Origin of the sequence: Paraburkholderia domus (genome assembly GCF_905220705.1) — a bacterium.
Lineage (GTDB): Bacteria > Pseudomonadota > Gammaproteobacteria > Burkholderiales > Burkholderiaceae > Paraburkholderia > Paraburkholderia domus.
In genome coordinates, this window is the sequence record NZ_CAJNAT010000003.1 from 159,000 (window position 1) to 172,063 (window position 13,064).

The 13,064-nt window shown below is 62.1% G+C and carries 14 protein-coding genes; 8 read left to right on the forward strand and 6 right to left on the reverse strand.

Annotation, left to right across the window (positions count from 1 at the left end):
* Positions 1-82: 82 nt before the first annotated feature.
* On the reverse strand, positions 83-715 hold the full coding sequence (locus KHO31_RS08550; protein ID WP_201075008.1) for a TetR/AcrR family transcriptional regulator: 633 nt from the start codon (positions 713-715) through the stop codon (positions 83-85).
* A 385-nt stretch (positions 716-1,100) separates the two neighbouring features.
* On the opposite strand from KHO31_RS08550, the gene rsxB reads away from it, so the two are divergent.
* The 3 genes from rsxB to KHO31_RS08565 all read left to right on the forward strand — a co-directional run bounded on the left by rsxB (position 1,101) and on the right by KHO31_RS08565 (position 3,127).
* Positions 1,101-1,925 (forward strand): electron transport complex subunit RsxB, encoded by an 825-nt coding sequence (rsxB, locus tag KHO31_RS08555; RefSeq protein ID WP_201075007.1) that lies wholly within the window; start codon positions 1,101-1,103, stop codon positions 1,923-1,925.
* Positions 1,926-1,951: 26 nt separating this feature from the next.
* Entirely contained in the window at positions 1,952-2,596 is a 645-nt protein-coding gene (nth, locus tag KHO31_RS08560) for an endonuclease III (protein ID WP_097391796.1), read from the forward strand.
* Positions 2,597-2,692: 96 nt separating this feature from the next.
* On the forward strand, positions 2,693-3,127 hold the full coding sequence (locus KHO31_RS08565; RefSeq protein WP_054035021.1) for a DUF1841 family protein: 435 nt from the start codon (positions 2,693-2,695) through the stop codon (positions 3,125-3,127).
* Between the two features lie 190 nt (positions 3,128-3,317).
* Here KHO31_RS08565 and KHO31_RS08570 read toward each other — a convergent pair whose 3' ends face one another.
* Positions 3,318-3,701 carry a c-type cytochrome gene (locus tag KHO31_RS08570; protein WP_201075006.1) on the reverse strand — a complete coding sequence of 128 codons (384 nt, stop codon included), beginning with the start codon at positions 3,699-3,701 and terminating at the stop codon, positions 3,318-3,320.
* Positions 3,702-3,759: 58 nt separating this feature from the next.
* Positions 3,760-4,128: a c-type cytochrome gene (locus KHO31_RS08575; RefSeq protein ID WP_201075005.1), complete on the reverse strand. Its 369-nt coding sequence runs from the start codon at positions 4,126-4,128 to the stop codon at positions 3,760-3,762.
* Positions 4,129-4,553: 425 nt separating this feature from the next.
* Here KHO31_RS08575 and KHO31_RS08580 point away from each other — a divergent pair, with 425 nt between their 5' ends.
* The 5 genes from KHO31_RS08580 (at position 4,554) to KHO31_RS08600 (ending at position 9,818) form a co-directional block, all read left to right on the forward strand.
* Positions 4,554-5,396: an AAA family ATPase gene (locus KHO31_RS08580; protein WP_012432267.1), complete on the forward strand. Its 843-nt coding sequence runs from the start codon at positions 4,554-4,556 to the stop codon at positions 5,394-5,396.
* Between the two features lie 43 nt (positions 5,397-5,439).
* Positions 5,440-6,615, forward strand: coding sequence for a vWA domain-containing protein (locus KHO31_RS08585; protein WP_201075004.1), 1,176 nt, complete (start codon positions 5,440-5,442; stop codon positions 6,613-6,615).
* A gap of 39 nt (positions 6,616-6,654) precedes the next feature.
* Entirely contained in the window at positions 6,655-7,875 is a 1,221-nt protein-coding gene (locus KHO31_RS08590; protein ID WP_201075003.1) for a benzoate/H(+) symporter BenE family transporter, read from the forward strand.
* Positions 7,876-8,192: 317 nt separating this feature from the next.
* Positions 8,193-9,146, forward strand: a complete 954-nt coding sequence (gene tal / locus KHO31_RS08595) for a transaldolase (protein WP_201075002.1) — start codon at positions 8,193-8,195, stop codon at positions 9,144-9,146.
* Between the two features lie 255 nt (positions 9,147-9,401).
* Positions 9,402-9,818 carry a VOC family protein gene (locus KHO31_RS08600; RefSeq protein ID WP_201075001.1) on the forward strand — a complete coding sequence of 139 codons (417 nt, stop codon included), beginning with the start codon at positions 9,402-9,404 and terminating at the stop codon, positions 9,816-9,818.
* A gap of 87 nt (positions 9,819-9,905) precedes the next feature.
* Here the strand turns inward: KHO31_RS08600 and KHO31_RS08605 are convergent, their stop codons facing one another.
* From KHO31_RS08605 to KHO31_RS08615, 3 genes are all read right to left on the reverse strand, one after another.
* The gene (locus tag KHO31_RS08605) at positions 9,906-11,030 is read right to left on the reverse strand and encodes an FUSC family protein (protein ID WP_201074999.1); all 1,125 of its coding nucleotides are present in this window, start codon (positions 11,028-11,030) and stop codon (positions 9,906-9,908) included.
* Positions 11,031-11,154: 124 nt separating this feature from the next.
* Positions 11,155-12,705 (reverse strand): monocarboxylate uptake permease MctP, encoded by a 1,551-nt coding sequence (mctP, locus tag KHO31_RS08610; RefSeq protein WP_201074997.1) that lies wholly within the window; start codon positions 12,703-12,705, stop codon positions 11,155-11,157.
* A complete protein-coding gene (locus KHO31_RS08615; protein WP_201074995.1) occupies positions 12,705-12,944 on the reverse strand; it encodes a DUF3311 domain-containing protein in 240 nt (79 codons plus the stop codon). The genes mctP and KHO31_RS08615 overlap by 1 nt, the downstream gene beginning before the upstream one ends.
* Positions 12,945-13,064: the final 120 nt, after the last annotated feature.

Here is a 13,064-nt window from a genome sequence, read left to right on the forward strand (position 1 = left end):
GATATAAACAACGGCCTCTTCTCCAGAGGCCGTTGTCGTTTTTGATGCTGCGTATGCCGTTGATGCGCCACCGCGCTGCAGCTTACTTCCGCAACAGATACGCAAGCAGCAACTCAGTGTTCATCTGGATGACTTCACTGCGCTCGCTCGCACTGCTGAAATCGCGACCGAGTGTCGCTTCGAGCGTGAAGCGGTTCGACACAATGTAGTAGCCCATACCTGACAGCGTCACGTAAAAGCGCAGCGGGTCGACGTTGGTACGAAACAGCCCGGCGCGTTGACCACGCTCCAGAATGCCGCCGAGTGTGGCGACGATCGGCGAGATCATTTCGCGGATGCGCGTCGACTTCTGCATGTAGCGTGCCTCATGCAGATTCTCGTTGTTGACGAGACGCAGCAACTCGGGATGATCGCGGTAGTAATCCCAAACAAAATGCGCGAGACGTGTCACTGCCTCGACCGGCGCAATGCCGTTCAGTTCGAGCGCTCGTTCCGCTTCATTGAGCGCGCTGAATGCGTGCTCGAGTACAGCCGTGAAAAGCTGCTCCTTGCTACCGAAGTAGTAATAGAGCATGCGTTCATTAGTCTCCGCGCGGCGGGCGATCTGATCGACGCGCGCGCCGAACAACCCTCCATTTGCAAACTCTTCGGCCGCCGCAAGCAGAATGCGGCGCCGCGTGCCTTCAGGATCTCTTTTGATTTTCGGCTGATTCATGGTGGCATCGTCTTCGTGAGCCGCGTTATCCGGATCGCGCCGCCGGCCTCTCCTCGGGCCTTGCACCGACAGCACTGAACGGGCTGGTTGGGGGAACACCCTTCTGCGGTCTTTCGAAAAAGCGCTTCGATTATGGCACATGGATTGCGGATGGCAATTGGGGAAATCGGCGATAATGTGCTATTTAGTTCAAGCCCAGCGCTTGCGCTTAGTTACCTCGATTCGTGCCGCCATTCACGCCTCTATTCGTGGCTGTATTTGCCTATATTGGCGCGTGTTTGCGCGCTTTCGCAGCGTTTTTGTGTTGCCCCGGCCTGCCGCGTGTTTTCCCTAATCCACGCTCGGCGAGCTGTGCAACCACGAGGCAAGCCCCAACGTCGTGACCGTGACCGATTCCAGAACACTCGCAGATCGCATCGAAGATCTGCTGCCCCAAACGCAATGCACGAAGTGCGGCTATCCCGCATGCCGTCCGTACGCCGAAGCTGTCGCCAGCGGCGAGGCCAACTACAACCAGTGTCCGCCGGGTGGCGCTGAAGGCATCGCGCGCCTCGCGGCGCTGCTCGGCCAACCCGTCATTCCGCTCAATTCGGCCAACGGTATCGAGCGGCCGCGTCCGCTGGCGGTTATCGACGAACAAGTTTGCATCGGCTGCACGTTGTGCATGCAAGCGTGTCCAGTCGATGCAATAGTTGGCGCACCGAAACAGATGCACACGGTGATCGCCGAGCTCTGTACCGGTTGCGACCTGTGTGTACCGCCCTGCCCGGTCGACTGTATCGCGATGCCGCCGGTCACGGGTGAAGCAACCGGCTGGGGCGCATGGAGCCAAGCCCAAGCCGACGCCGCGCGCGAGCGCCATAACCGGCGCGAGGCCCGCCTTGCGCGCGAACGCGAAGCTGCCGAGGCGCGTGCTGCAGCGCGGCGAGCGGTCAGCAGCACACCCGCTCAGGCGACGGAAACGGGTGCCACGGCAACGCCTGCCGCGCCCATAGCGAACGACGCCGAAGCGAAAAAACGCGCGATCATCCAGGCCGCGCTCGAGCGTGCGCGTCAGAAGAAAGATGAGTTGGCCGCCAAGGGCCAAGGCCCGCAAAACACCGAACGCGTCAGCGCCGACGTACAGGCGCAGATTGACGCCGCCGAAGCACGTCGCCGCCGTCTCGGACTTGCCGCGGACAACACCGATACGCCGCCGACGAAACGCTAACTTTTAACTTTAACCTTACGCTGCGCATGAACGCGAACAAACGCCGCGCCATCTACGAGACGCTTCAGAGTCTCAACCCGCATCCCACGACCGAGCTCGAGTACACCACACCGTTCGAACTGCTGATTGCCGTGCTGCTGTCGGCGCAAGCCACCGACGTGTCGGTGAACAAGGCGATGCGCAAGATGTTCCCGGTCGCGAACACGCCGCAGAAGGTGTTCGATCTCGGCGAAGAAGGGGTTGCCGGCTACATCAGGACGATTGGCCTGTATCGGACCAAGGCGAAGAATGTGATCGCAACCTGCCGCATTCTGCTCGACCAGTACGGCGGCGAAGTGCCGGAGGATCGCGAGGCGCTCGAAAGCTTGCCGGGGGTCGGCCGTAAAACGGCGAACGTGATCCTGAACACGGCGTTCGGTCACCCGACCATTGCCGTCGATACACATATCTTTCGGGTTGCGAATCGAACCGGGCTTGCACCAGGCAAAGACGTCCGCGCTGTCGAAGCGGCGCTGGAGAAATTCACGCCCGCCGAGTTCAAGCAGGATGCCCACCACTGGCTGATTCTGCACGGCCGTTACGTATGCAAAGCGCGCCGGCCGGAGTGCTGGCATTGCGTGATCGAGCCACTGTGCGAATTCCGGCCCAAGACGCCACCGCCAGATCTTTGAGAGCGGCGCGCCGCCAGCAAGCCACGTTGCCCCGGCGTAAAATGACGCCCTGCACGCACGCCTCAAGCGCCCCACACTAACCTCACCGCTCTCACGATGTTCAATCCCAGCCGCGACGAAGTCCGCCAATTTTTCACCGACACCTGGCGCAAGCAGCGTCAAGGCGAGATTCTGACGCCGCTCGAAGCGATCGCGGCCGACTGGATCGTCGAGCATCCGGAATATCACGCCGATCTAACCAGCACGGAAGCCGCTCAGGCTCAGGACTACTCGCCTGAACGCGGCCAGACCAACCCGTTCCTGCATCTGTCGATGCATCTGGCCATCACCGAACAGTTGTCGATCGACCAGCCGCCGGGTATCCGCGCAGCCCACGAGCGGCTCGCAGCCCGTCTCGGCTCGACCCACGAGGCGCAGCACGCGATCATGGACTGCCTCGGCGAAACCATCTGGGAAGCGCAACGCACCGGCACTCCGCCGGATACAGACGCCTACTTGCAGCGTATCGAGCAGCGCGCCACGCGCGACTGAAGGACGGCTCAAAGCCAGTCAGCGAGTTCAAGAGTTTTAAAGGTGCCGAACGGGTGCCAAACGCCCCGCCGCGATCGCGCCTGAGCCTCTCCGAGCCGCCGCACCGCGCGAATCACGGCGCCCAAAGCAAAACACCCCGCCGTTCGGTGGGGTGTTTTTCAATCTGCAAGCAAAGCCCAACGCGACGCTGTTACTTCTTCTGTACCAGACCGCCGTCCAGCGATTCGATGTAGGCCGCGATGTCTTTCATATCGCTTGGCGACAGGCTTTGCACCTGCGCCTGCATGATCGCGTTGTTGCGACCGAGGTGCGGGTTGCCGTTGCCCATCTGGTACTGGCGCAGCGCCCAGTAGACGTAGTCGGAATGCTGACCGGCGAGCTTCGGATATTCCGGGCTCACCGGATTGTTCAGGTTGGCGCCGTGGCAAGCCGCGCAGTTGTGGTTGCCGGCCAGCACCTTGCCGTTGCCGGCGTCTGCGGCGTGCGCGACGTTCGCTGCAACCAGACCGATGACTGCCGCCGACGCGCATGCAGCCTTGAACACCGTGTGGAGTGCCTGTTGGGGCTTATTCATGAATTCTCCTATCCCGCAATATATTTAGCCGAGTGACCGGTTGGGTGACCGCAGCCGATCACTTGTCGGGATTGCTCTTCGAAGAGGCATTTTGCGCCGCGTAGTAGGCAGCGATGTCGGCGATGTCCTGATCCGACAGCGACGTGGTGATCGCGCGCATCGTTTCGAAATGGCGGTCGCCCTTCTTGTAAGCGTGCATGGCGTTCTCGAGGTACGCCTGATTCTGGCCGCCGAGCATGGGCACGCGGTAGACCTCAGGGTAAGCCGTGCGGTATTCAGGGATGCCGTGGCAGCCAATACACATCGCGACCTTGCCTTGGCCCGCCTTCGCGTTGCCGACGACATCCGCTGCCTGCGCACTGGCCGCATAGCCCGCGAGCACCGACAGCGCTGCGATCACGACGTGTTTGCCGACGAATTTATTCATAGCATGTAACCTGGCTTGAGGGGAAACGGGCGCCCAAAAAGGCAACGGCCCGCGCCGTTATTCTTATAGGGTAGCCACGCAGGCCAAAAAAATCGGGCTAATTGTACCGCGACGCCGCGCCGAACGTCCACCGCGCGGGGCCAGCGGCGTATCCGGCCACCGCAAAGCCACGGCTAGCGCCATTTTGCGCCGCCGCGGCTGTTCCGCATGGCTTCGTGCCACCTGCCGCAATCCGCGCGCCTTGCCCGCGACGCCCGGCGCGCCCGCCCACCGGGCACGCCGGACGAGTTGAGGCTGCTCGCAAGCGCCGCATACCCACGCGAACCGGCGTCCGACACCGCGGGTGAAACCATACGCGAGCCTGTTTCAGGCCAACAGGCCTTCTGACTTATACTGGGTTTTTTCCCAAAAAAGAGCATCTCGCCATGCGTTTTGAAGGCTCATCGCAGTACGTCGCCACTGACGACCTCAAGCTCGCGGTCAACGCCGCGATGACGCTGAAGCGCCCGTTGCTGATCAAGGGCGAACCCGGCACCGGCAAAACGATGCTCGCCGAAGAAGTCGCCGCCGCGCTCGGCATGCCCTTGTTGCAGTGGCATATCAAGTCCACCACCAAGGCCCAGCAAGGCCTGTACGAGTACGACGCGGTCTCGCGCCTGCGCGATTCGCAACTCGGCGACGAGCGCGTCAAGGACATCCGCAACTACATCGTGAAGGGCGTGTTGTGGCAGGCGTTCGAGTCGGACGAGCAAACGGTGCTCCTGATCGACGAGATCGACAAGGCCGACATCGAATTCCCGAACGACCTGCTACGCGAACTCGACCGCATGGAGTTCTACGTGTACGAGACGCACGAGCTGATCCGCGCCAAACAGCGCCCGCTCGTGATCATCACGTCGAACAACGAGAAGGAACTGCCCGACGCGTTCCTGCGCCGCTGCTTTTTCCACTACATCAAATTCCCGGACCCGGTGACGATGCAGCAGATCGTCGAAGTGCACTACCCCGGCATCAAGAAGGAACTGCTCGCCGCGGCGATGCAGAGCTTCTTCGAGTTGCGCAACGTCGCCGGTCTGAAGAAGAAACCATCCACATCGGAACTGCTCGACTGGCTGAAGCTGCTGCTCGCCGAGGACATTCCGCCCGAAGCGCTGCGCTCGTCCGACCAGAAGCAGATCATCCCGCCGCTGCACGGCGCCTTGCTGAAGAACGAACAGGACGTGAGCCTATTCGAGCGGCTGATCTTCATGAACCGCAACAACCGTTGATGAAGGCGCCGCGCCGCACCACCGCCGCCGCCCAGGATACAGCATGCTGATCGACTTCTTCTACTCGCTGCGCGCCGCCAAACTGCCGGTGTCGGTAAAGGAATACCTGACGCTGCTCGAGGCGCTGAAAGCCAATGTGATCGCGCCGTCGCTCGACGAGTTCTACTATCTCGCGCGCATCACGCTGGTCAAAGACGAGCAGTATTTCGACAAGTTCGACCGGGCGTTCGGCGCGTATTTCAACGGCGTCGCGCAAGCCTCGGAGCTTGCCTTCGACGTCCCGCTCGACTGGCTGAAGAAGAAGCTGCAGCGCGATCTGTCGCCCGAAGAAAAAGCGCAGATCGAAGCGATGGGCGGCCTCGACAAACTGATGGAGCGCCTGAAGGAACTGTTCGACGAGCAGAAGGAGCGTCACGAAGGCGGCAACAAATGGATCGGCACGGGCGGCACCTCGCCGTTCGGTAACGGCGGTTATAACCCTGAGGGTGTACGGATCGGCGGCGACGCGGCGGGCAATCGCACGGCGGTAAAAGTGTGGGAAGCGCGCGCCTATCGCGATTACGACGACCAGGTCGAAATCGGCACGCGCAACATCAAGGTCGCATTGCGCCGCTTGCGCCGTTTCGCTCGCGAAGGCGCAGCCGAAGAACTCGATCTGCCCGACACGATCCGCAGCACCGCCGCCAACGCCGGCTGGCTCGACCTGAAGATGGTGCCGGAGCGGCACAACAAGGTGAAAGTGTTGATGCTGCTCGACGTGGGCGGCTCGATGGACGATCACATCAAGCGCACCGAAGAGCTCTTTTCCGCCGCCAAGGCCGAATTCAAGCATCTCGAGTTTTATTACTTCCACAACTGTGTGTACGACTTCCTGTGGAAGAACAACCGCCGCCGTCACGCCGAACGCATGCCGACGTGGGACGTGTTGCACAAGTTCACGCCCGACTACAAGCTGATCTTCGTCGGCGATGCGACCATGAGCCCGTACGAAGTGCTGCAACCGGGCGGGTCGGTCGAATACAACAACCCAGAAGCCGGCGCCGTGTGGCTGCGCCGTCTAGCCGATCATTTCCCGCACCACGCGTGGCTCAATCCGGAGCCGGAAGGTTTGTGGGCGTACCGGCAGTCGGTTAGCGCGATCCGCGAAGTGCTCGGCCACCGCATGTATCCGCTCACCCTCGCCGGACTCGAAACGGCGATGCGCATGCTGAGCAAATAATCAGGTCACGTTTTCACCCAACTATAAGAAAGCTGCAGCATGAATCCGTCTTCATCGCCCGAATTGTCTCCTCCCAACACACCTATCGGGCGGCTCAGACCGTTTGCCGATACGTCGTTATCCGCCATTGTCGCCGGCTTCGTCGCGATGATGACGGGCTATACGAGCTCGCTTGTGCTGATGTTCCAGGCAGGTCAGGCCGCGCATCTCACCGATGCGCAGATTTCGTCGTGGATCTGGGCGCTGTCGATCGGCATGGCCGTCTGTACGATCGGCCTCTCGCTGCGCTTTCGCGCGCCGATCGTGATTGCGTGGTCGACGCCCGGCGCGGCGCTGCTGGTGTCCTCGCTGCCGCATGTGGCCTACCCTGAGGCGATCGGCGCTTTTATCGTCTGCGCGGCGCTGCTGACGGTGGTCGGCCTGACCGGCTGGTTCGACGCGCTGATGAAAAAAATCCCGGCAGGCATCGCCTCGGCATTGCTGGCGGGGATTCTGTTCGAGATCGGCATCGAGATTTTCCGCGCAGCGCAGTTCCGGACCGCGCTCGTGCTGACGATGTTCTTCACCTATCTGGTCTTCAAACGCCTCGCGCCGCGCTATGCGATCGTGACGACGCTGATTGTCGGCACCGCTGCCGCGGGCGGCCTCGGCTTGCTCGACTTCAGCCGCTTTCATGTCGCGCTCGCGCATCCCGTGTTCACCATGCCGGCGTTTTCGGTCGCGGCGAGCATCAGCATCGGCATTCCGTTGTTTGTCGTTGCGATGGCGTCGCAGAACGTGCCGGGGATCGCCGTGCTGCGTGCGGACGGCTACACCACGCCCTCCGCGCCGCTGATTTCGACGACTGGCATCGCCTCGCTGCTGCTCGCGCCGTTCGGCTCGCACGGCATCAATCTTGCGGCAATCACGGCAGCGATCTGTACCGGTCCCGAAGCGCACGAAAACCGCGACAAGCGGTACACCGCTGCGGTCTGGTGCGGGATTTTCTATCTGATCGCCGGGATTTTCGGCGCAACCATCGCGGCGCTGTTCGCCGCCCTGCCGAAGGCGCTGGTGGTCTCGGTCGCGGCGCTCGCGCTGTTCGGCTCGATCATGAGCGGCCTGGCCAACGCGATGCAGGACCTGAAACAACGCGAAGCAGCACTGGTGACGTTCATGGTGACGGCCTCAGGCCTCACCCTGCTGTCGATCGGCTCTGCGTTCTGGGGACTGGTGGCGGGCGTGCTGACCCAGCTGGTGCTAAACGCCCGGCGCGCCTGAACCGCCGGCGAAAATTCGTCAACGGCGAACCCGTGCCGGCAGTCGGGGCCAGAAGTCGGCGCCGGCAATTGACACCGGAAATCAGTCACCCAAAATCCCCGTGAACGGATCGCCGGGCGCAAGTGTCAATACTGCATCAGGCGATCCGCCATAGAATAGAAGCATCCGGCAGCGCTTTCCGCCAAAATTCTCCAGCAACATGGCGGACAGACGCTGCAGCGTGACCCGCGGCCGCCGGAACCGTTTTTGCCCTTTCCGTCCGGTGGCGATCTCATTTCTCCTGAACCACGGCGCACGCGCGCCATGAAGGCTCGAACATGACAACCGCACTCGATCAACTCAAGCAATACACCACCGTCGTCGCCGATACCGGCGACTTCCAGCAGCTTGCCCAGTACAAGCCGCAGGACGCGACCACCAATCCGTCGCTGATTCTGAAGGCCGTCCAGAAAGACGACTACCGGCCGCTGCTCGAAAAGACCGTGAAAGCCCACGCGTCGAAGCCGGTAGCCGCAATCATCGACCAGTTGCTGATCGCGTTCGGCACCGAAATTCTCAAGATCATCCCGGGCCGTGTGTCGACCGAAGTGGATGCACGCCTGTCGTTCGACACCGAAGCGTCGATCGCCAAAGGCCGTGAACTGATCGCGCTATACAAAGACCATGGCATCGGCCGCGAACGCGTGCTGATCAAGCTGGCCTCCACGTGGGAAGGCGTCCGCGCCGCCGAAGTGCTGCAAAAAGAAGGCATCCACTGCAACATGACGCTGCTGTTCTCGCTCGCGCAAGCTGCTGCCTGTGCCGAAGCGGGCGCGCAACTGATCTCGCCGTTCGTCGGCCGTATCTACGACTGGTACAAGAAGAACGCCGGCAGTGCCTGGGACGAAGCGAAAGACGGCGGCGCCAACGATCCGGGCGTCAAATCGGTGCGCCGCATTTACGCGTACTACAAGAAGTTCGGCTACAAGACCGAAGTGATGGGCGCGAGCTTCCGCACGCCCGGCCAGATTCTGGAACTGGCTGGCTGCGACCTGCTGACCATCAGCCCGGACCTGCTGCAAAAGCTGCAGGAGAGCACCGACAAGGTCGAGCGCAAGCTGTCGCCTGAAATGGGCAACGGCGCGGACATCGAACGCGTGCCGGTCGACGAATCGTCGTTCCGTTTCCTCGTCAACGACGAAGCGATGGCAACGGAAAAGCTCGCCGAAGGCATCCGCGCGTTCGCTGCGGACGCTGTCAAGCTGGAAAAACTGATCGAAGCACTGCGTTGAGCTTCGCCTTCGCCGCTTGAGTGCGCGGTCGCGCATGTGGTCGCGTGTAGTCAAGTACGCGGCCCTGAGCCCCCGGTTCAGGGCCGCGTGCCGTTTACAGCCGCGCTTCTGATACGTGCCTGCCCCGCAGGCGCCTACGAAAGAATGTCACAATCGCTGCCCCAACAGACGACTACAATCGTCTGCACGCCCGCTCCCTCGTGGCCGTTTGCCGAAGGAACGCGGCGCCGCTAACCCATATTCCGGGAGACGACTATGTACGTTCAGCCTTACGTATTTTTCAACGGCCGCTGTGAGGAAGCGCTCAAGTATTACGGCGAGAAGCTCGGCGCCGAAGTCACATTCCAGATGCGCTACAAGGACGCACCGCCCGACGCGCAAGGCCAAATCCGCCCCGGCACCGAAGAAAAGATCATGCACGCAGCCGTCAAGCTCGGCTCGACGATCTGGATGGCGTCCGACGGCAACTGCGACCCCGCCGCAGGCCCGATGAACGGTTTCCACCTGTCGCTGACGGCCGACGACGCCGCATCGGCCGAAAAATACTTCAATGCGCTTGCCGATGGTGGACAGGTCATGATGCCGTTTCAGGCCACATTCTGGAGCAAAGGCTTCGGCATGGTGGTGGACCGCTTCGGTCTCGGCTGGATGGTGACGGTGCCGGAAGAGTAAGCCCAGCAAGCGCGACCGGTCCGGTTGCCGCAGTCGGCGCTGAAGTCGCAGTTGCAGCAGCGGCCGGTCGGGAACGAGCGTTCCGCCCTAAGCCTTCAGCAACGTGCGCGAATGCCGCTCGATGTTCCAGTTCGGCTCGGTCTCCAGCAGCAAAGCGCGCAAGCGGTCCACCTGTTCAGCAAGCCGCTGCCCGAGCCAATACGGCCCTTGCAAGTCGTGCGGCAACGCAAGCGACGCGTCGCGATGCACCTGTGCAAGCGGCGACGCGGCCGGAATGCCGAAGTGGGTCGCGCGGCCAAAACGCAGGCCACGCGCCATCGCCAGCAGAATGCCGCGCACGGCGTGCACCTCGACGCCGCACGCCTGCGCATACGCCAAGCGCGCTGCAGCATCGGCGCGCATCAGCGGACCGGTTGCCAGCAATTCCAGCGAACTGAGCACCGATCGATGCAGCCGCTGGATTTCTTCGAGCTTGGCCTGCGGCACATCGATCTCCTTCGCCACCGAAGGCATCAGCGAGCGCAACTGAACCAGCCGCTTGTTAATCGCGAGGAAGCGTTTGACCTGCTCCTCTTCGCTGATCGTCTCGCCTTCCAGCAAACGCGTATAGATCTGAGCGCAGGCGCGCAGATTGTCGGCGATCCCATAGCGCCACGAATAGGTCGCATGCAACGGCAAAGCGAACGAAAACGCCAGCGCGATCACGATGCCGATCAGCACATTCAGCGTGCGCCACAGGCCGACGTCGATCAGATTGTCGCCATGGCCCGCGACGATGCACATCGTGATCGCCGTCAGCAGACCGATGTACCCCGACGAGCCGATTGCGAACCATGCACAGATCGCCGCGACGATCGACATCAGCACATAGGTGAGCGGCAGCGAGCCGGTCAGGTTCTGCAACAGGATCAGCGCAAGGCCGATCGCCGCGCCGAGCAGCGTTCCCGCCGCCCGGTCGGCGGCCTTCTTGCGGATATTGCCGTGATGCTGCAAGCCGCCGATCACCACCAGCAGGGTCACCGACGACCAGATGCCGTGAGGGATGTCGATACCGGTGGTCGCGAGAATCGACACCAGCATGGCGAGGCCGACGCGCAAGCTATGCAGCACCTTCGCATGGCGATAGCGGTAGTACGGCGACGTGATCGCACGCACTATGCGGCTGATAGCCGAGCGGCGGCCCTTCACGGTATGGGAATCGGCAGAAGCCATGGCTGCGCGACGGACGCTTTGGAGGACGGTTCCGCTATCCTGCCCTGGACTGCCCCAGAAACACAAACGCCCGCAAACTTTAGTTTGCGGGCGTTGCCTTTCCAAGCGGGATGGGCCGGCTGACTTAGCCTTCGACCACGTCCAGATAATCTTCCGGACGGGTGCGGTCTTCGGCGCGCTGCATGCCGAACATACGCACCAGGAGGCTCACCACCACCGAGACCACCAGATTGACGATCAGCGACCACACCGCCGCGTAGCCCGGGATCGCCATGCCGAACAGGTGGATCGTGAAGATCGAGCCCGCCAGCTTCAGCGAAATCGCCATCCACGTGCCAGTGGCGATGCCGACCGCCCAGCCGATCAGGAGGCCGCGATAGTCGAGCACGCGCGTGTAGAGACCCAGCACGATAGCCGGCAGCGTCTGGATGATCCAGATGCCGCCCAGCAGTTGCAGCTGGATCGCATACGTCAACGGCAAGCCGAGAATGAACGCGACCGCGCCGACCTTGACGATCAGCGAGACCAGCTTCGCGACGTTGGTCTCCTGCTCATGCGACATGTTGCGGTTCACGAACTCCTTGTGGATGTTGCGCGTGTACAGGTTCGCTGCCGCAATCGACATGATCGCCGCCGGCACCAGCGCGCCGATACCGATCGCCGCGAACGCCACGCCGACGAACCACGACGGGAAGAAGTGCAGGAACAGCGCCGGCACTGCGAAGTTCGGGCCGAACGCCTTGAAGTACGGCGCGAATTCCGGCATGTCCTTCACGCCCGAAGCCAGAGCCATGAAGCCCAGCAGCGCGAGCAGGCCGAGCACCAGCGAGTAAGCCGGCAGCATTGCCATGTTGCGGCGGATCGTGTTACCCGACTTCGACGACAGCACCGCGGTGATCGAGTGCGGATACAGGAACAGCGCGAGCGCCGAACCCACCGCAAGCGTCGCGTACGCGCTGTAGCCGTTCAGGCTCGACACGTCCGGCGCCTTCAGCAGCAGCTTGGCCGGCGGCACGACGCTGAAGATATGGCCGAAGCCGCCCAGTTGCGGCGGAATCACGATGATCGCGGCAAAGATCACGATGTAGATCAGCACGTCCTTGACGACCGCGATCATCGCCGGCGCGCGCAGGCCCGACGTGTACGTGTAGGCCGCCAGAATCGCGAAGGCGATGATCAGCGGCAGATCGCCGACGAAGCCCTTGGTGTCGAAACCCAACGCGCCGATCACCACTTCGATACCGACCAGTTGCAGCGCGATGTACGGCATCGTAGCGACGATGCCGGTCACGGCGATCGCCAGCGCGAGCATGCGGCTGCCATAACGAGCGGAGACGAAGTCGGCCGAAGTCACGTAACCCTGACGTTTGGCGATGCTCCACAGTTTCGGGAACACGACGAACGCGAACGGATAGATCAGGATCGTGTACGGCAGCGCGAAGAAACCCGTTGCGCCCGCACCGAACACCAGCGCCGGCACAGCGATGAAGGTGTAGGCGGTGTACAGATCGCCGCCCAGCAGGAACCACGTGACGACGGTGCCGAAGCGCCGGCCGCCGAGGCCCCACTCTTCCAGATGGGCCAAGTCGCCCTTGCGCCAGTGGGCCGCGATAAAACCGAGAATGGTGACGCCGATGAAAAACAGGACGAAGACGAATGTTGCGGTGGCGTTCATTATTTTGCGCCCCCTTGCGAGCTGCCCGTCGAGCGGGTCTTGGTCTTGAAGTACACGAGCGCCGTGATGATCGCGCTGATCAGCACCCACAGGAGCTGATACCAGTAGAAGAACGGAAAATCGAACAACTGCGGTTCGACCTTGTTATATGACGGCACCCAGATCATTGCGATCCAGGGCAACAGCAGCAACCAGAGCCAGTGCTTGCTGGCTTTGTTCGCGTCGGCGTCGTGAGCCATGACGTCTCCTCTTCCCTATTATTGAAATGTTGGCCCGTGTTTTGACGGGTGGTGGATCCCACAGCGGCTGGCCGCCCCGCGGTTAGCCGCCCCGCGAGGGGTCGCCTCGCTGATGCCCAC